This window comes from Mesorhizobium sp. RCAM 05104 (assembly GCF_059683645.1).
The window spans coordinates 489019-505827 of sequence record NZ_CM185033.1; the positions used below are offsets into that span (position 1 = coordinate 489019).

The window sequence follows — 16809 nt, forward strand, 5'->3', positions numbered from 1 at the left end:
GTAATTCGGCTTGGGTTTGTCAATCCTGCAGCACACCGCCGGCACCTTCGAGCGCTTCGCGGGTATCGACGTCGACGGACGCCGCTTCGCCGATCTCGACATCGATGACATCGAGCCCCTCGGCTTCGACCAGATGCCGCGCGCCGGTATCGCCTTCGAGATGGGCGATCGCCGCAAACAGCGAGCGTGGCAACAGCACCGGGTTGCCGCGCTTGCCCTGGTGCGAGGCGCGGACCACCGAATTGCCTCCAGCCTTGCGGAAGGCTTCGACCAACCTGTCGAGGTCATCAGACGAGACACCGGGCATGTCACCGAGAACGATCATCACGCCGGCGGCGTCCTCAGGCAGATAGGCAATGCCGGCTTTCAGCGAGGTGGACAGGCCGTCGGCAAAATCGGGATTGTCGGCGAAGGTCACATCCAGCCCCGCCAGCGCAGCGCGCACCCGCTCGCGCTGATGGCCGGTGACGACGATCGTGCCCGAAGCCTTCGAGCCGAGTGCGCGCTCGGCGGTGCGGCGCACCAGCGGCTTGCCGTCGAACAGCGCCAGGAGCTTGTTCGGCCCGCCCATGCGGCTCGATCGCCCCGCCGCCAGCAGCACGATCCCGACCTTGAGCTGGCTTTTGGGCGGCAGCGGTTCGCGCGGTTGCGGCCGCGTCGGGATTTCCATCAACAACCCGCCGACGCCCATGCCGGCGATGTCGCTCGCGGTGACGTCGAGGCCGGCAACCAACCGGTCGAGTACCCAGTCGAAGCCGTTCTCCTTCGGGCTGCGGGCGCAACCGGGCGCGCCGATGACACGCTTGCCGCCAAGCGTGCCGAGCACCAGCAGATTGCCGGGATCGACCGGCATGCCGGCGCGGATAACAGTCCCCCCGCCTTCTCAATCGCCGCCGGAACGACATCGGAGAAATCGCTCATCGCCGAGGCGCCGAAAATCACCACCAGATCGTTGTCCCGCGCCAGCGAGGCCGCTGCCTCCGCCACCGGCGCGATCTCATGCGGCGTGCGGCGCTCCGCCGTCAGCCTGCCGCCGGAGCGCGCCAGCCGCGCTTCGGTGACGCGAAGCGTCTTGTCGAGCACACTCGGCTTGATCCCCGGCAGCACCGTCTGGATGACGCCGACGCGCACTGGTTGATAGGCGTTGACGGCAAAGATCTCGCCGCCGGCACAGATTTTCATGACCGCATCGACCAGGGCTGAGCCGACGGCGAAGGGAATGATCTTCACGGTCGCGACCATCTGGCCTTTCTCGACCGGCGCATGCCGAGCCAGCGTTGCGATGGTGATGGTCGGATCGACGGCGTTGATGGCGTCGATCATCGCCGCGTCGACGGTGAAGATGCCGGCCGCCTCAGCATGGAGGTTAACCCGGCCGGTGGCCGCGGGCTTTGCCTCGACATTGCGATGGCGCATGCTGGCGGCGATCTTTTCGGCTGCCGCATCCTCGCCGAGATCATCGGGGGCAAGCACGGCGGCGACGACTTCGGTGATCCCGGCGGCTTTCAGCTCCGACAAATCATCCGCGCTCAGGCGGTGCGCCTTGCGGAAGCGCCGCTCTCCGGCGGTGGTGGCATGAGCCAGCACCGCCCCCTCAGCCGCCTCGATCGGTATCGGGCCGAATTTCACGCCGCCGCGCCCTTGGCGTCGAGGCCGCGCGAGCGGAAGGCATGGATGGTCTGAGCGAGAACGGCGACAGCGATCTCGGCTGGGCTGGCGGCACCAATGTCGAGCCCGATGGGGGCGTGGATACGGGCGATCTGGTCGGCGGTCGCGCCCAGCGCCAGCAAGCGTTCGACGCGCTTGGCGTGTGTCTTGCGGCTGCCAAGCGCCCCAACATAGAAACAGTTGGCGTCGAGCGCCGCCTTCAGCGCGAAATCGTCGATCTTCGGATCATGGGTGACGGCGGCAAGCGCCGTGTAACTGTCGAGCGGCTGGCGCTTCAGCACATCCTCCGGCCATTCGGCATGCAAGGCGACATCGGGAAAGCGCTCGGGCGTGGCGAAGGCCGTGCGCGGATCGATGATCTCGACAGGGTAGCCGGCGATTTTCGCCATCGGCGCCAGCGCCTGGCTGATATGGACCGCGCCGATCACCACCAGGCGCGGCCGCGGCAGGTGCGCATTAAGAAAGAAGGTCCGCCCTTCGGCCTCGACCGAACCGGAATTACCGGTGCGGAACGCCTTGGCGATCGCGGCGCCGAGATCACCGGCGACCTGATCGCCTTCGCGCACGATGCGGTCGCGTCCATCACCAAGGTCGGTGACAAGGATCGCCGCGCGGCGGGCGCGGCGTTCGGCGTTGAGGGTTTTCAGCGCATAGGGATCCATCGCAGATCAGCCCAGTCTTTCCACGTACACCTTGATGCGGCCGCCACAGGACAGGCCGACCTGCCATGCGGTTTCATCGGCAACACCAAATTCCAGCATCCTGGCCCTGCCGCTGTCGATCACGTCGATCGCTTCGGTCACCACCGCGCCTTCGACGCAACCGCCCGAAACAGAGCCGTGGAAATTGCCGTCGGCGTCGATGACCAGATGGCTGCCTACAGGGCGAGGCGCCGACCCCCAGGTCTCGACCACCGTGGCGATGGCCACGTCCTTGCCGTCCCTCATCCAGCCCTCGGCTATGACAAGTGGGTCGCGGGCTTCATCGAGATAGATGCTGTTTTCCATGACCGTTTCTCTAAGAGTCTGTTTTTCGGGTAGGAAAGATATGGCTATGCGGCGTGCCTCGCGCCAGCGTCCATCCATCGGCGTGGATTCACGGATTGCGCCGATGTCTTGTCGAGCGACGCGCAGAGATCGACAAGCGCATCAAGGTTGTGCACCGACCGGAATTCGTCGACATGCGGCAGCATCGCCTTGACGCCGCGGGCACGTGCCTGGAAACCGTCAAAGCGCAGCAACGGGTTCAGCCAGATCAGCCGCCGGCAGGACTTGTGCAGGCGCTCCATTTCTTCCGACAGGCCGGCGACATCGTCGCGTTCCAGCCCGTCGGTGATCAGAAGCACCACCGCGCCCTGCCCCAGCACACGCCGCGACCACAGCCGGTTGAACTCGGCCAGCGTGTCACCGATGCGCGTGCCGCCTGACCAGTCCTTCACCGCCGCCGAACAGTCGGCAAGTGCGGCATCGGGATCGCGGTGGCGCATCTGCCGGGTCAGATTTGTCAGCCTGGTGCCGAAGACGAACGTGTGCACGCGCCGGCGCTTTTCGGTCAGCGCATGCAGGAAATGCAGGAAGATGCGCGTGTATTGGCTCATCGAGCCGGAAATGTCGGCCAGCACAACCAGCCGCGGGTGAACTTCGCGCGGTGAGCGGAATTTCGGCAGGATCAGGTCGCCGCCGGTTCGCGCCGCCGAGCGCATCATGGCGCGCGGGTCAATGCGGCGACCATGCGCGTCGGCCTTGAAACGCCGGGTCCTCACCATGTCGAAGGGCAAGCGCAGCCTAGCGATTGCCTTCCTGGCATCCGCCATCTCGGCGGCATTCATTTGGGCAAAGTCCTTGCCGCGCAGCACCTCGTTGCCAGAGAAGGTGAAGCGGGCATCGACCTCGATCTCCGGGATTTCCTGCGCCGGCTGGTTCTTCTGATGACCCTCGAACATCGCCTGGCTGACGCGATTCTCGGCGGCGCGCGGTTTCTGCTTCTCCCTGACCTCAGGCGCCACCGGCGAAAACATCGCCAGCATCTTTTCGATCAGTTCGCGCGATTTCCAGAACAGCCGGAAGGCTTCATCGAAAATGGCGTGATCCTCGTGCCGCGAAACAAGCACGGCGTGCAGCGTCCAGTAGAAATCGTCGCGCGAGCCGATGCCGGCAACCAGCACCGCCTCGATGGCGTCCTTGACCGAAGCCGGTCCGACCCGCATGCCGGCCTTGCGCAAGGTGCGGGCGAAATAGACGATGTTGTCGGCGATACGTCCGTCCGGCCGGGCTTCCTTCGGTTCGGGGCGGGACACCGGCATGGCGCTACCCTACTCCGCCGCCGAAAGCTCGGCCTTCACCTCGTTGAGGATGCGCCGGCCTTCGCCCTGTTCGATGCGGGCAATGTCGTCCTGGTATTTCAACAGCACGCCGATCGTGTCGGACACGGTTTCCGGATCGAGCGCGACCTTGTCGAGTTCGGTCAGCGCGCCGGCCCAGTCGATGGTTTCGGCGACACCCGGCACCTTGAACAGTTCGATCTGGCGCAGCTTCTGGATGAAGGAAACCACCTCGGCCGAGAGCCGCTGGTTGGCTTGCGGCACCTTTCGGCGCACGATCTCCAATTCGCGCTCGGCGTTGGGATAGTCGACCCAGTGATAGAGACAGCGCCGTTTCAGCGCGTCGTGGATCTCGCGGGTGCGGTTGGTGGTGATGATGACGATCGGCGGCTCTTCCGCCTTGATGGTGCCGAGTTCGGGCACCGTTACCTGGAAGTCGGACAGGATTTCCAGCAGGAAGGCTTCGAAGGCCTCGTCGGTACGATCCAGCTCATCGATCAGGAAGACTGGGGCAGCACCAGCCTTGCCGGTGAGCGCATCGAGCACCGGACGGCGGATCAGGTATTTTTCGGAGAAGACGTTGCGCTCCATGTCGGAGCGATCGACCTTGCCCGCCGCCTCCTCCATACGGATTTCGATCATTTGCGCGGCATAATTCCACTCGTAAACGGCGGACGAGACGTCGAGGCCTTCGTAACACTGCAGGCGGATCAGCCGGCGACCAAGCGCTTGCGCCAACACCTTGGCGATCTCGGTCTTGCCGACGCCGGCCTCGCCCTCGAGGAACAGCGGCCGTTTCATGCGCAGCGACAGGAAAAGCACGGTCGCCAGCGCCCGGTCCGCCACATAGTCCGCACCGGTCAGGAGATCGAGTGTCTCGTCGATCGTCCGCGGCGCGGCGCGCGGTTTCAGCTCGCTCATTCTTTCTCCGTGAACGCCGCCGCTCCGCTGTCCAGAACGTGGTAGCCGCGGGCGTGGTAGATCAGCGGCCGCAAATTATCGCCCATACGCAGGCCTGTCACCTTGCCAAAAAGCACACGATGAGTGGCCAGATCCTTGGTGTCGATCAGTTCGCAGTCGAAAACGGCGAGCGCACCCTTCAGCGTTGGCGCGCCGGTCGAGATCACGTCCCATTCGCCGAGCGCGAAACGCTCCTCCACCGACAGTCCGGTGATACCGGAAAAGCCGATCGACAGTGGCTCCTGATGCGACGCCAGCGTGTTCAAGGCAAATCTGCCGTTCTCCACGAACAGCTCATTCTTGGCATTTTCGCGGTTGAGACAGACCAGAATGGTCGGCGGCGTGTCCGACACCGAACAGGCCGCGATGACCGTCGTACCACGCTTGCCGGCCGGCCCGTCGGTGGTAACCACATGGACGTGGCCGGCAAAATGGCTCATCGCGTCGCGATAGGCCTGTGGCCCAATGTCGTTTTTCTTCAGCACCGGAAATTTTCCACAGCCAGAACCCTACCGCTATATATGGCTAGACATGACATGCCACAAGCGAAGTGCTTGGCCCATCTCCTGAAATTCGCGTGTTGCACCAAGGCCAGCCAGCCTTTAGGTCTTGGCGGGAACTGGCGCCAGCGAGATGTCGCCAGCTTGGAGGAACTCTTCAACAGGATGCGATCCGGGGCAACGATATCTGCCGCACTGGTCTGGCTGTTTGTGGCCAGCGCCGCCAGCGCCCAGACGCTGCTGGTCGGCGTCGCAGCACCCTTGTCCGGACCATCGGCAATCCTCGGCAAGCAGATCGAGGCCGGCACCAGCCTGGCAGCCGAAGCGAACGGCATCGAGCTCAAGCTCATGGATGATGCCTGTACTGCCGATGGCGGTAGCGCCGCGGCGAAGGAATTCGTGGCGGCCAAGGTCAATGTCGTGGTCGGCTTTCTCTGCACCGATGCGATCGAGGCAGCAATGCCGATCCTGAAGGACGCCAACATTCCGGTCATTACCGTTGGCGTGCGAACCGAAAGCCTGACCGACCGCCGCGCCAAGACCGGCTGGCCGGTCTATCGCCTCGGGCCACGCGGCGACGATGAGCGCAATGCCGTCGCCTCTGCCCTCACCCGTCTGTGGCAGAACGAGCTGTTCGCCATCATCGACGACGGCACCATCTATGGCCGCGAGATCGCCGAGACGCTGCGGGCGGCGGCCGAACAGGCGGCGCTGAAGCCGGTGTTCGTCGACACGTTCCGACCACAGCTCGACAACCAGATCGGGATGGTTGGCCGCCTGAAGAAGGCCGGCGCGACGCATGTCTTCGCCGGCGGCGACGGCGAGGACATCGCCATCATGGGCCGCGATGCCGCGCAACTCTCTGCCGGTATCGTCTTTGCCGGCGGTGAGAATCTGCGCACGCCACCCGGCGAGGTTCCATACGCCACCGGCACGCTGATGATCGCCCCGCCTGAATGGGCCGATGTCGCCGATCCAAAAGTTCTGGAGAGCTTCTCTGGCCGAAAGATCGTGCCGGACGGTTACGCGCTGCCGGCCTATGCGGCGGTCGAGATCGCCAAGGCGGCGTCAAGCTTGTCCGAAACCTCGGGCAAGCCGCTGACCGAAGTCCTGACCGGACCGGATTTCACCACTGCGATCGGGCCGGTCCGCTTCGACGCGAAAGGCGACCTCAGCCAGAGCCCCTACCGCGTCTTCCGCTTCGATGGCACGCGTTTCGTACCCCTGGAAAGCAACTGATGTTTCGCACCGGCCCGCGAAATCTGATCACGGACGTTGTCGGCCTGCGCGTCGGCAATGCTTCCGATGCGAGGCTGAAATCCGGCGTCACGACCATCCTTTGCGATCAACCGGCGGTAGCGGGGGTGCAGATCCTGGGCGGTGCGCCCGGCACACGCGAAACCGATCTGCTGGAACCGCACAATTCGGTCGAGGCGGTCCACGCCGTGGTGCTTTCGGGAGGTTCCGCTTTCGGCCTCGACGCTGCGTCCGGCGTGCAGGCGGCGCTGCGTGAACGCGGCATCGGTTTCGAGGTGGGCGGCTTCCGCGTGCCGATCGTGCCGGCGGCGATCCTGTTCGACCTGCGCAATGGTGGCGACAAGGATTGGGGCCGCTATCCACCCTATCGCGACCTCGGCTATGAAGCAGCGCAAACCGCCACCGCCGATTTCCAGTTCGGCACGATCGGCGCCGGCACCGGCGCTTTAACCGCGGGGCTGAAGGGTGGCCTCGGCTCGGCCTCGACGCTGCTGGAAAGCGGCGTCACGGTTGGCGCACTGGCCGCCGTCAACCCGACCGGCTCGGTGACCGTCGGCCGAACCCGTTATTTTTGGGCGGCCCCGTTCGAAATCGGCGACGAATTCGGCGGACTTGGCTACCCCTCGCCAATGCCGGATGACGCCAAAAAGATCCTGCTGAAATTCCGCGAAAAGGATGTCGGAAGGCAGATGGAGACCGGCGGCAGCACCACCATCGCCGTCATTGCCACGGACGCGGTTCTCACCAAGGCCGCCGCGAAACGCCTGGCGATATCAGCGCATGACGGCTTCGTGCGCGCCATCTGGCCGACACATACGCCGGCCGATGGCGACCTCGTGTTCGCGCTGGCAACCGGCCGGAGTGGCATCGCACTCACCGCGGACGCGGCAATCGATCTCTATGCCGCGGCCGGTGCCACCATGGCGCGCGCCATCAGCCGCGGCGTCCACGCGGCGAGGCCAGCCGACGGCGACCTGTTTCCCGTCTGGTCGTCACGCCTGGGGTGAAGTGGTCGATCAGACCGGATCGGACTTTTCTTCCTCGAACGTCACCGCGACATCCGAATTCGCGGACAGCCACACCTTCTTGCCATCAACCTCGGCAACAAGGCTCAGGGGAATGTAGTGGTGATGGCCCTTGTGGGCGCCCTCGCCGCTGTCGACCTTGGTCAGTTTGATGCGCTTGCCCTCGACCTTGTCGACGGTGCCGACATGCACGCCATCGGCGCCGACGACTTCCATATGCTCACGAATTTTGCTGGTGTCGGTCATGGTGGTTCTCCATTGGGACTGCCGACAATAACAAATGACGGGCCGATTGGATGCATCGGCTTTCAGACCGCACGACGTTTTGATTCCGTCGTGGTAGGGGGATCGCAACGATCACCGGCTGCCGGAGTGACGAACCGATGCGAATGCTTTTTCTGTTTGCCGTTTTCCTGCTTGCGCAGCTTACGACGTCGGTCGCCGGCGATGTCGCCGAGCTGGAGATCCTCGGTTTCACAAGGGATGGCGGTGTGTTCGCCTTCGAGGAATACGGCGTGCAGGACGGCTCTGGCTTCCCCTACGCCAACCGCTACTATATCGACACCAGCAGCGACAGTTTTCTTAAGGGCACCCCGATCCGGGTCCGGCTTGACGACGAGAATGCCAAGCTCGACGCGGCGCGCCTTCAGGCACGGCAAAAAGGCGAGGCCATTGTCAGCGATGCGGAGTTGGCCGCCAACAAGGGCATCACCGCAGGTTTCAACCCGGTGACCGAGCTTTCGGCCGATCCGCATCGGATGGCGGTCAATCCGCGTCCGATCTTTTCGCCGGTCGACCCACCCCTCGAGTTTCGGCTCGATGAGATCGGCATGAACAACACTGGAGGCTGCGAGAGCCAGGGCGAGATCAACGGCTTCCGGCTGCTGCGCATCGAGGCGCAGGATGGCGGCGCGACCAAGCTGCTGCACGAGGACAAGTCGATCCCCAAGAGCCGGGGATGCCCGAACGGCTACCGGATCGGCGCGGTGCAGACGTTTTCAATGAATAGTCTCAGCGCCTATGCGGTGCTGATCGCGGTGCGCCAATATGGCTTCGAGGGGCCGGACTTTCGCTGGATCGCGGTGACTGGCCGCCTGTGACACCGCACGCCGCCATTCCCAGCCGCGCCCCGAGCTACATCCGCCGCGCCTTGCCAGGGTGGCGGACAGCGTTTTTCGGCGCCTTGTTGTGGGCCATGACGATGGGCGCCAGCGTGCTCGTCAACCTGGACGCCTGGGAGACGCCGGAGAAAATCCGCACCGTGTCGTTGCTGTTTGCTGGTGGCGGAGCCCTCGCCTTTCCGGTTGGCCTGTTCGCCGCGCGGCTGGTCTCACTCGGAAGGCACTGGGAGGTCGCCTTCGCGGCGGCATTCGTGTGCCTTGCCGCCGCGACCATCGGCCTGACTAGCGGACTGTTTGCGCTGCAATACCGCTCCTACTATGCCGAATGGCATGCGCCCGCTTTCACCCTCACCTGGGTCTTCCAGTTCGTCTTCACGACGCTGGTGGCGCTCTACCAGTTTGTGGTGCTGGGCATCCGGCTGTATTTCCCGACTGGTTTCGTCGCCTTGTTTGCCGCGAGCGTCTGGTTTGCGCGGCAGCAGCGTTGAGCATTTTGTCTGCCTCTGTTAGGACGCGGGCAAACTCCTCGACACGTCAGGACTGACCGATGATCCCACGCTATTCCAGACCGGAAATGGTCGCCATCTGGTCGCCGGAAACCCGGTTCCGCATCTGGTTCGAGATCGAGGCTCATGCCTGCGACGCGCTGGCCGAGCTCGGTGTCATTCCGAAAGAGGCCGCGAAAACCATCTGGGAAAAAGGTGGCGCGGCAAAGTTCGACGTCGCGGCCATTGACGAGATCGAGCGCGTTACCAAGCATGACGTCATCGCCTTCCTCACCCATCTTGCCGAATTCGTCGGACCGGAAGCCCGCTTCATCCACCAGGGCATGACCTCGTCGGACGTTCTCGACACTTGTTTTGCCGTACAGCTCACCCGGGCCAGCGACATCCTGCTCGCCGACATCGATGGCCTGCTTGCCGCGCTCAAGCGCCGAGCCTTCGAGCACAAGGACACGGTCACCATCGGCCGCAGTCACGGCATCCATGCCGAGCCGACCACCTTCGGCATCAAACTGGCGCAAGCCTATGCAGAGTTCTCGCGCTGCCGCGAGCGGCTGGTGCATGCGCGTGAGGACATTGCCACCTGCGCGATTTCCGGCGCGGTCGGCACCTTCGCCAACATCGAACCCTATGTCGAGGAACATGTCGCGGCAAAGCTCGGGCTCAAGCCGGAGCCGGTGTCGACGCAAGTGATCCCGCGCGACCGCCATGCCATGTTCTTCGCCACGCTCGGCGTCATCGCCTCGTCGATCGAGCGGCTGTCGATCGAAATCCGCCACCTGCAGCGCACCGAAGTGCTTGAGGCGGAAGAGTATTTCTCGCCGGGCCAAAAAGGCTCGTCGGCGATGCCGCACAAGCGCAACCCGGTGCTGACGGAAAACCTCACCGGCCTTGCCCGCATGGTGCGGTCCATGGCGCTGCCGGCGATGGAGAATGTGGCGCTCTGGCACGAACGCGACATTTCGCACTCCTCGGTCGAGCGCATGATCGGGCCGGACGCCACGGTGACACTCGATTTTGCTTTGTCACGGCTGACCAGTGTCGTCGACAAGCTGCTCGTCTATCCCGAGAACATGCTGAAGAACATGAACAAGTTCCGCGGCCTGGTGCATTCGCAGCGCGTGATGCTGGCGCTAACGCAGGCCGGCCTGTCGCGGGAAGACTCCTACCGGCTGGTGCAGCGCAACGCCATGAAGGTGTGGGAGCAAGGCGCTGATTTTCTTGAAGAACTGCTGGCAGACAAGGAAGTGACCGCTGCCTTGCCGGAAGCCGAGATCCGCGAAAAATTCGACTTGGGCTACCACACCAAGCATGTCGACACGATCTTCAAGCGGGTGTTTGGGGAAGCTTGAGCCACCCCAGAAAAGAGGCCCGTCCCGGCCACTGGCCGGCGGGCCTCTTTGCTTGGTGTGGTCAGGGCCCGATCAGGCCTTGCCGGGAACGGTCCTGATCACCGTACCCCACGGGTCCTCGCGGGTCGTTTCGCCGGTCACATTGTCCGAACGCATCTCGACCCAGGCCAGGCCCGAGCGAGCGGCGTCGCGGCGGCCGGCGCCGGCGCTCTGCCAGGCATTGGCGCCGATGTGGTGATGATAGCCGCCCGACGACAAGAACACCGCCTGGCCGCCATATTTCGCCACCGTGTCGAAGCCGAATTCCTTGGTCCACCAGGCTTCGGCGTCTTCCGGCCTGCCAACACGCAGATGGACATGGCCGACAATGCTGTTTTCCGGCGCGCCCTGCCAACCGGCGTCACCCGCCGGCACTTCGGCGACAACGGCCGGGATATTCAGCCGCTCCGTCGCCATGGCCACCTTGTCGCCATTCCATTTCCAATCCTGCGGACGGCGGTCTGAATAGATCTCGATGCCGTTACCTTCCGGGTCTGTGAGGTACAGCGCTTCGCTGACCAGATGGTCGGATGCGCCATCGATGGCGATCTTGTCGGCGATGGCATGGTTGATCCAACGGCCGAGATCCGCGCGGCTGGGCAGCAGGAATGCTGTGTGGAACAGGCCGGCGCTGCGTGGATCGTCGGGCTTCGCCGAAGGATCCGGCTCGAGGACGAGCAACGGCCGGTTGGCGGCGCCCAAGGTGATCGCGCCGTCGGCACGGCTAAGCTCCTGCAGTCCGACGACTTTGCGATAATAGGCGGCCAGGCTTTCGGCGTCGCGCGCCTTCAACCCGACGCGGGCAACGCTGACCGGGGTGGTGGCGGCAAAAGGCAATTCGCTCATCAAATGCTCCGTTCGGCCGGTCCGCGGTGAAACTCCCAAGGCCAAGAGTCCCGCGCCGCCAATCATCTTACGTCGTGTCAGTCCCAAAAATCGGGGGTTTTCGCACACGGCTGCTTCTTTTCCTTACGACAAATCGTCCATCGGCATCGTTCACACAAGATGGCAAGAAGCGAACATCGTGTTCACCATTGTGATCAAGAGCGTGACCTATGACCGTTGCACGAAGCGGCGCCACTCGCTATCTCAGCGCCATGAAGGTCAAGGAAGCAGATATTCTCATCGTGCCGGGCTACACCAATTCCGGTCCCGATCATTGGCAAAGCCGCTGGCAGTCGAAATTGTCAACGGCGCGCAGGGTCGAGCAGGCGGAGTGGTCGAAGCCGGTGCGCGACGACTGGACGGCGAACGTGGCCAAGGCGGTCAACGAGGCCGAGCGGCCGGTTGTCATCGTCGCTCACTCGCTCGGTGTCGCCGCGGCGGTGCAAGCCATTCCGCAATTCAAGAAACCGGTTGCAGGAGCCTTTTTCGTGGCACCGCCCGACGTCGCCAATCCCGATATGCGGCCCAGGCACCTGATGACCTTCGGCCCTTACCCGCGCGAGCCGCTGCCGTTTCCTTCCTTGGTGATCGCCAGCCGCAACGACCCGTTCTGCGCGTTCGACGTCGCCGAGGACATTGCCGGCGCGTGGGGTTCGCTGTTCATCGACGCCGGTGAGACCGGTCATCTCAACGCGGATTCGGGCTTCGGGCCGTGGCCCGAAGGCTCGATGACATTCGCCAAGTTCCTGACGGATCTGAAGGCCTGAGTTGTCTGGCCACGGCTCCCTCACTCAGGAGCCGATCGAATCCCTGACGTTCTTCAGCAGGGTTTTGGCACCGAGCCCGATCAGTGCGTGTTCGGAGCCCATGGCCAGCAGCCGGTAGCCCATCGACACGACGCGGCCGGCGATCGCCGGCTCGACAACATAGATCGCGGCGTGCTTGCCGGCCTTGCGGGTGCGCTCGGCGACCGAGGCGACGGTCTCCATCATGCTTTCCAGCGTTGAATTGACCGTGGCGCCGTTGCTCCACGCGATCGAGAAATCGGAGGGCCCGAGGAAGATTCCGTTGATGCCCGGCGTGTCGAGGATGCCGTCGAGCGCGTCGAGAGCCGCGCGGGTCTCGACCATGGCGAAGGCCATGGTGCGCTGATTGGCGTCGCGCAACCATTCGGCCTGGTCGCCCTTGCCATGGCGCGGAAAGGCATAGGTCGGCCCCCACGAGCGCTCGCCGAGTGGCGGATATTTCATGGCGGCGGCGAACAGCTTCGCATCGGCCACCGAATTCACCATCGGCGCAATGACAGCCTCGGCGCCGAAATCGAGCGCGCGGCTTGCCATGTCGAAGCGGCCGACGGGAATGCGCACCAGCGCCGGTTTGCCTGTGGCGAGCACCGGCACGAGGCCGCGCAAGACGCTGTCCTCGTGGTGGCCGCCATGCTGCATATCGAGCGTGACGGCATCAAAACCCTGCTTGGCGACGATCTCGACAGTCAAGGCATCCGGCACGCCGGACCATGCGGTGAACAACGTTTCATCGGCCGCAAGACGGGACTTCAGGGACATCTAATCTTTCCTTTGTTAACGCCGGCAGTTTCAGCCGGAAACCGCTGCAAAGGCAAAGAAAAACCGCCTGGATAGGCCAGGCGGTCGATTGGTCCAGCGTGTGGTTGGATCAGGTGTTCTTGATCTGCTCGATCGCCTGCGCCATCAGCTCGTCCATGGTGCGGCGGATCTGATGGTCCGACTGCTCGACACCGGCCGCATCGAAATCCTTGCGGATCTTGCGGAACACGTCGTGGTCGCCGGCTTCCTCAATGTCGGAAACAACCACTTCCTTGGCATAGGCATCGGCATCAGCGCCCGACTTTCCGAGTTTTTCGGCGGCCCACAGGCCGAGCGCCTTGTTGCGCCGCGCCGCGGCCTTGAACCGAAGTTCCTCGTCGAATGCGAATTTGCGCTCAAAGCCCTCTTCGCGGTCCTTCATGCTGCTCATGGCATCCCTCCGATGGAAATCGATTCGCTGGTGATGATCTATATGTGTTGACGAAGCACAAACCAAAAGGTCACGAGCCGGTCAATATGCTTCGTCGCATGCTGCGCTGCGGCATTTCGGTCCCGAAAGCGGTTGATTGGAAGGATTTGCCGATTGAGCAAATGGTGTGATTGGGATAGACCCGGCATTGAACCCTACCGTAGCCGCACTATTTCAGGCAGACGGACAGGAAATGGTCGCTTGCCGCCTGTCCGGAAATCCAGAGAAAAATCAGATGAAAAATCGCCGCCGCATTTATGAAGGCAAGGCCAAGATCCTCTATGAGGGACCCGAGCCGGGTACGCTCATCCAGTTCTTCAAGGACGACGCAACCGCGTTCAACAAGAAGAAACATGAGGTCGTCGACGGCAAGGGCGTGCTCAACAACCGTATTTCCGAGCACATCTTCAACCACCTCAACCGCATGGGCATCCCGACCCACTTCATCCGCCGGCTCAATATGCGCGAGCAGCTGATCAAGGAAGTCGAGATCATTCCGCTCGAAGTGGTGGTGCGCAATGTCGCCGCCGGTTCGCTGTCCAAGCGCCTCGGCATCGAGGAAGGCACCGTCTTGCCGCGCTCGATCATCGAATTCTATTACAAGGCCGACGCGCTCGACGATCCGATGGTGTCGGAAGAGCACATCACCGCGTTCGGCTGGGCGAGCCCGCAGGAGATTGACGACGTCATGGCGCTTGCCATCCGCGTCAACGACTTCCTCTCCGGTCTGTTCATGGGCGTCGGCATCCAGCTCGTCGACTTCAAGATCGAGTGCGGCCGCCTGTTCGAGGGCGACATGATGCGTATCGTGGTCGCCGACGAGATTTCGCCGGACTCCTGCCGCCTGTGGGACGTGGCGACGCATGACAAGCTCGACAAGGATCGTTTCCGCCGCGACATGGGTGGCCTCGTAGAAGCCTACCAGGAAGTTGCCCGCCGCCTCGGAATCATGAACGAGAACGAACCCGTGCGCCCCACGGGTCCGGTGCTTGTCGCCTCGACCGAAGGCGTCAAAGGCAAGCCGCACTGATAGCGGCTTGCGCCCCGATACCCAGAACAGGAGCATGTCCAGCGTGATCAAGGCCCGCATTACCGTCACCCTCAAGAACGGCGTTCTCGACCCGCAAGGCAAGGCGATCGAACACGCCCTGTCCGGTCTGGGCTTTGGCGGCGTCGGCGCGGTGCGGCAGGGTAAGGTGTTCGACGTCGAACTGGCGGAAAGCGACAAGGCCAAGGCCGAGGCTGACCTGAAGGCCATGTGCGACAAGCTGCTGGCGAATACGGTTATCGAGAATTACGCGGTGGAGATTGCCTAACGTGAAATCAGCCGTCGTTCTTCTTCCTGGCCTCAACCGTGATCGCGACATGATCGCAGCACTGACCAAGATTTCGGGAAAACCGCCGGTCACCGTCTGGCAGACCGACACCGAAATCCCTGATGTCGACCTGATCGCCATTCCGGGCGGCTTTTCCTTCGGCGATTATCTGCGCTGCGGCGCGATCGCCGCGCGCATGCCGGTCATGCGGGCGGTTGCCGAAAAGGCGGCCAAGGGCGTGATGGTCATCGGTGTCTGCAACGGCTTCCAGATCCTGGTCGAGGCGGGCCTGCTGCCTGGCGCCTTGATGCGTAATACCTCGCTGAAATTCGTCTGCCGGCAAGTCAAGCTGCAGATCGCCAACGCCAACACCATGTTCACCCGCCGCTATCAGCCGGGCCAGATCATCCGCTCGCCGGTCGCGCACCACGACGGCAACTACTTCGCCGACGCCGAGACGCTTGCCCGTCTCGAAGGCGAAGGCCAAGTGGTGTTTCGTTACGCCGAAGGCACCAATCCGAACGGCTCGATCAACGACATCGCCGGCATCATCAACGAGCGCGGCAACGTGCTCGGCCTGATGCCGCATCCGGAAAACCTGATCGAAGCAGCCCATGGCGGCAACGACGGCCGCGCGCTGTTCGAGAGCGCGCTCGGCATTGCCGCCTGACATCGTCGAGGCGAACGCCTTGAAAACAGCCGGACATTCCAGCCCGCTTTATTGGGCAAGTCCGCTTCATTGGGGAGAGAGACGGTCATGAAACTCTATTCGCGGCCGTTGTCGCCCTATTCGTCGATCGTGCGGGCGCTGGCCTACATCAAGGACGTTCCGCTCAAGATCATCGCGCCGCCGCCGGGCTTTCCGATCCCGGAAGAGTTTCGCGCCATTTCGCCGCTGAACCGGATTCCGGTGCTGATCACAGGTTCGGGCGAAACGATCCTCGAATCCGTGGTCATCGCCGAGTATCTAGAGGAGCGGTTTCCGGAACCGGCGCTGCTGCCGCCCGATTCCAAGGATCGCGCGCTGGTGCGCATGTTCGCCCGTATCACCGACCTCGACGTGCTGACCCCGACGATGAAGCTTTTCGAGCTTCATTTCGTGCAGAAGCGAAACAATGTCGAGATCGAAGCCCAATTCGCCCGCCTGCACCACGGACTGGCGGCAATCGAGGCGCGCATGGCGCAAGGCCCCTTCGCGCTCGGCAACGACATCAGCTTCGCCGATGCCTGGCTGACGCCGACGCGGTTCATCTTCAACAATTTCCGGGCGATGACAGGCCGCCACGACCTGCTCGACGCCTATCCCAAATTCGATGCTTACGAACAAATCGCCTCGCAGCACCCGGCGTTGTCGCGGGTGTGGGGCGAGATGACCGACGGCTTGAAGATCTTTCTGTCCGAACTTGAGATGGGTGCCGCTTGATCAAGAGCAAGACGATCGCCTTCGTCGCCGCGGCGGGCTTTGCCCTGGCGTCCTGCCAATCGACCCCAAAGAGCGCGCCTGTTCCCTCGGGCAAAAGTGCGGCGCTGCTGGCCATGGAACAAGTGGCGATATCAGCCCATAAATGCTGGATCGCCAGCAAGGACCCGGCCTTCAAGCAATACCAGATGGCCAATGAACTGAACTCGTTCAGCGGCACGCCGCGTTTCCTGCTGGTGCCCGCCAAGCATTATGGCGGCAAACCATTGCTGGTCGTGCAGGCGCAAGGCAATTCAAGCCGCGTCGACGCGTTCGGACCGCTGATGAACGACCCGCTCGGCGCGCGCATCGGCTCGGACATCGCCCGCTGGCAAGCCGGCAACCCGGCCTGCGCCGCGACCGCCTAGCC

At 63.4% G+C, this 16809-nt stretch carries 20 protein-coding genes and 1 pseudogene; 11 read left to right on the plus strand and 10 right to left on the minus strand.

All coding sequences use genetic code 11. The annotated features are described in order from the left end of the window. Positions 1–19 precede the first annotated feature (19 nt). The 6 genes and pseudogenes from AC56QP_RS02730 to AC56QP_RS02755 all read right to left on the minus strand — a co-directional run bounded on the left by AC56QP_RS02730 (position 20) and on the right by AC56QP_RS02755 (position 5433). A pseudogene (locus AC56QP_RS02730) lies at positions 20–1629 on the minus strand (NTP transferase domain-containing protein). Continuing rightward, a complete protein-coding gene (locus tag AC56QP_RS02735; RefSeq protein ID WP_489861037.1) occupies positions 1626–2330 on the minus strand; it encodes an XdhC family protein in 705 nt (234 codons plus the stop codon). The pseudogene AC56QP_RS02730 and the gene AC56QP_RS02735 overlap by 4 nt, the downstream one beginning before the upstream one ends. A gap of 6 nt (positions 2331–2336) precedes the next feature. Beyond that, complete coding sequence (locus tag AC56QP_RS02740) at positions 2337–2675, minus strand: XdhC family protein (protein ID WP_489861036.1); 339 nt, start codon at positions 2673–2675, stop codon at positions 2337–2339. 44 nt (positions 2676–2719) lie between these two features. Then, the gene (locus AC56QP_RS02745) at positions 2720–3970 is read right to left on the minus strand and encodes a vWA domain-containing protein (RefSeq protein WP_489861035.1); all 1251 of its coding nucleotides are present in this window, start codon (positions 3968–3970) and stop codon (positions 2720–2722) included. Between the two features lie 9 nt (positions 3971–3979). Continuing rightward, positions 3980–4909 (minus strand): AAA family ATPase, encoded by a 930-nt coding sequence (locus AC56QP_RS02750; RefSeq protein ID WP_489861034.1) that lies wholly within the window; start codon positions 4907–4909, stop codon positions 3980–3982. Then, positions 4906–5433 (minus strand): flavin reductase, encoded by a 528-nt coding sequence (locus AC56QP_RS02755; RefSeq protein WP_489861033.1) that lies wholly within the window; start codon positions 5431–5433, stop codon positions 4906–4908. Before AC56QP_RS02755 ends, AC56QP_RS02750 begins: the two co-directional genes overlap by 4 nt. A 180-nt stretch (positions 5434–5613) precedes the next feature. Here AC56QP_RS02755 and AC56QP_RS02760 point away from each other — a divergent pair, with 180 nt between their 5' ends. Then, entirely contained in the window at positions 5614–6687 is a 1074-nt protein-coding gene (locus AC56QP_RS02760; RefSeq protein WP_489861032.1) for a branched-chain amino acid ABC transporter substrate-binding protein, read from the plus strand. Next, a complete protein-coding gene (locus AC56QP_RS02765) occupies positions 6687–7712 on the plus strand; it encodes a P1 family peptidase (protein WP_489861031.1) in 1026 nt (341 codons plus the stop codon). The genes AC56QP_RS02760 and AC56QP_RS02765 overlap by 1 nt, the downstream gene beginning before the upstream one ends. 9 nt (positions 7713–7721) lie before the next feature. Here the strand turns inward: AC56QP_RS02765 and AC56QP_RS02770 are convergent, their stop codons facing one another. Beyond that, positions 7722–7976, minus strand: a complete 255-nt coding sequence (locus AC56QP_RS02770) for a DUF2171 domain-containing protein (RefSeq protein WP_489861030.1) — start codon at positions 7974–7976, stop codon at positions 7722–7724. Between the two features lie 137 nt (positions 7977–8113). Here AC56QP_RS02770 and AC56QP_RS02775 point away from each other — a divergent pair, with 137 nt between their 5' ends. Genes AC56QP_RS02775 through purB form a run of 3 tightly spaced genes read left to right on the plus strand, consistent with a single transcriptional unit; the run spans position 8114 to position 10706 of the window. Next, positions 8114–8830 (plus strand): DUF2259 domain-containing protein, encoded by a 717-nt coding sequence (locus AC56QP_RS02775; protein ID WP_489861029.1) that lies wholly within the window; start codon positions 8114–8116, stop codon positions 8828–8830. Next, positions 8827–9339 (plus strand): hypothetical protein, encoded by a 513-nt coding sequence (locus tag AC56QP_RS02780; RefSeq protein WP_489861028.1) that lies wholly within the window; start codon positions 8827–8829, stop codon positions 9337–9339. Before AC56QP_RS02775 ends, AC56QP_RS02780 begins: the two co-directional genes overlap by 4 nt. Before the next feature lie 59 nt (positions 9340–9398). Further along, complete coding sequence (purB, locus tag AC56QP_RS02785) at positions 9399–10706, plus strand: adenylosuccinate lyase (protein WP_489861027.1); 1308 nt, start codon at positions 9399–9401, stop codon at positions 10704–10706. Between the two features lie 72 nt (positions 10707–10778). On the opposite strand, the gene AC56QP_RS02790 is transcribed toward purB, so the two are convergent. Beyond that, positions 10779–11591 (minus strand): VOC family protein, encoded by an 813-nt coding sequence (locus AC56QP_RS02790; RefSeq protein WP_489861026.1) that lies wholly within the window; start codon positions 11589–11591, stop codon positions 10779–10781. Positions 11592–11842: 251 nt separating this feature from the next. Here AC56QP_RS02790 and AC56QP_RS02795 point away from each other — a divergent pair, with 251 nt between their 5' ends. Next, positions 11843–12397 (plus strand): RBBP9/YdeN family alpha/beta hydrolase, encoded by a 555-nt coding sequence (locus AC56QP_RS02795; protein WP_489863702.1) that lies wholly within the window; start codon positions 11843–11845, stop codon positions 12395–12397. A 24-nt stretch (positions 12398–12421) separates the two neighbouring features. Here the strand turns inward: AC56QP_RS02795 and AC56QP_RS02800 are convergent, their stop codons facing one another. Further along, positions 12422–13195, minus strand: a complete 774-nt coding sequence (locus AC56QP_RS02800; RefSeq protein WP_489861025.1) for an HpcH/HpaI aldolase family protein — start codon at positions 13193–13195, stop codon at positions 12422–12424. Between the two features lie 109 nt (positions 13196–13304). Then, positions 13305–13625: a DUF1476 domain-containing protein gene (locus AC56QP_RS02805; RefSeq protein WP_091578294.1), complete on the minus strand. Its 321-nt coding sequence runs from the start codon at positions 13623–13625 to the stop codon at positions 13305–13307. Between the two features lie 274 nt (positions 13626–13899). Here AC56QP_RS02805 and purC point away from each other — a divergent pair, with 274 nt between their 5' ends. The 5 genes from purC to AC56QP_RS02830 all read left to right on the plus strand — a co-directional run bounded on the left by purC (position 13900) and on the right by AC56QP_RS02830 (position 16807). Further along, positions 13900–14694 (plus strand): phosphoribosylaminoimidazolesuccinocarboxamide synthase, encoded by a 795-nt coding sequence (purC, locus tag AC56QP_RS02810; RefSeq protein WP_256750894.1) that lies wholly within the window; start codon positions 13900–13902, stop codon positions 14692–14694. A 43-nt stretch (positions 14695–14737) separates the two neighbouring features. Continuing rightward, positions 14738–14980: a phosphoribosylformylglycinamidine synthase subunit PurS gene (gene purS, locus AC56QP_RS02815; RefSeq protein ID WP_023810342.1), complete on the plus strand. Its 243-nt coding sequence runs from the start codon at positions 14738–14740 to the stop codon at positions 14978–14980. A gap of 1 nt (position 14981) precedes the next feature. After that, positions 14982–15650: a phosphoribosylformylglycinamidine synthase subunit PurQ gene (gene purQ / locus AC56QP_RS02820; protein ID WP_489861024.1), complete on the plus strand. Its 669-nt coding sequence runs from the start codon at positions 14982–14984 to the stop codon at positions 15648–15650. Between the two features lie 87 nt (positions 15651–15737). Beyond that, entirely contained in the window at positions 15738–16403 is a 666-nt protein-coding gene (locus AC56QP_RS02825) for a glutathione S-transferase family protein (RefSeq protein WP_489861023.1), read from the plus strand. Then, complete coding sequence (locus AC56QP_RS02830) at positions 16400–16807, plus strand: hypothetical protein (RefSeq protein WP_489861022.1); 408 nt, start codon at positions 16400–16402, stop codon at positions 16805–16807. Before AC56QP_RS02825 ends, AC56QP_RS02830 begins: the two co-directional genes overlap by 4 nt. The last annotated feature ends 2 nt before the right edge of the window (positions 16808–16809 follow it).

Excerpts from the sequence above, each read along its gene's own strand:
- AC56QP_RS02735 (WP_489861037.1), bottom strand. The coding sequence starts at position 2,330 with ATGGATCCCTATGCGCTGAAAACCCTCAACGCCGAACGCCGCGCCCGC.
- AC56QP_RS02740 (WP_489861036.1), bottom strand. The coding sequence starts at position 2,675 with ATGGAAAACAGCATCTATCTCGATGAAGCCCGCGACCCACTTGTCATA.
- AC56QP_RS02745 (WP_489861035.1), bottom strand. The coding sequence starts at position 3,970 with ATGCCGGTGTCCCGCCCCGAACCGAAGGAAGCCCGGCCGGACGGACGT.
- AC56QP_RS02750 (WP_489861034.1), bottom strand. The coding sequence starts at position 4,909 with ATGAGCGAGCTGAAACCGCGCGCCGCGCCGCGGACGATCGACGAGACA.
- AC56QP_RS02760 (WP_489861032.1), top strand. The coding sequence starts at position 5,614 with ATGCGATCCGGGGCAACGATATCTGCCGCACTGGTCTGGCTGTTTGTG.
- AC56QP_RS02765 (WP_489861031.1), top strand. The coding sequence starts at position 6,687 with ATGTTTCGCACCGGCCCGCGAAATCTGATCACGGACGTTGTCGGCCTG.
- AC56QP_RS02770 (WP_489861030.1), bottom strand. The coding sequence starts at position 7,976 with ATGACCGACACCAGCAAAATTCGTGAGCATATGGAAGTCGTCGGCGCC.
- AC56QP_RS02775 (WP_489861029.1), top strand. The coding sequence starts at position 8,114 with ATGCGAATGCTTTTTCTGTTTGCCGTTTTCCTGCTTGCGCAGCTTACG.
- purB (WP_489861027.1), top strand. The coding sequence starts at position 9,399 with ATGATCCCACGCTATTCCAGACCGGAAATGGTCGCCATCTGGTCGCCG.
- AC56QP_RS02790 (WP_489861026.1), bottom strand. The coding sequence starts at position 11,591 with ATGAGCGAATTGCCTTTTGCCGCCACCACCCCGGTCAGCGTTGCCCGC.
- AC56QP_RS02795 (WP_489863702.1), top strand. The coding sequence starts at position 11,843 with ATGAAGGTCAAGGAAGCAGATATTCTCATCGTGCCGGGCTACACCAAT.
- AC56QP_RS02800 (WP_489861025.1), bottom strand. The coding sequence starts at position 13,195 with ATGTCCCTGAAGTCCCGTCTTGCGGCCGATGAAACGTTGTTCACCGCA.
- AC56QP_RS02805 (WP_091578294.1), bottom strand. The coding sequence starts at position 13,625 with ATGAGCAGCATGAAGGACCGCGAAGAGGGCTTTGAGCGCAAATTCGCA.
- purC (WP_256750894.1), top strand. The coding sequence starts at position 13,900 with ATGAAAAATCGCCGCCGCATTTATGAAGGCAAGGCCAAGATCCTCTAT.
- AC56QP_RS02825 (WP_489861023.1), top strand. The coding sequence starts at position 15,738 with ATGAAACTCTATTCGCGGCCGTTGTCGCCCTATTCGTCGATCGTGCGG.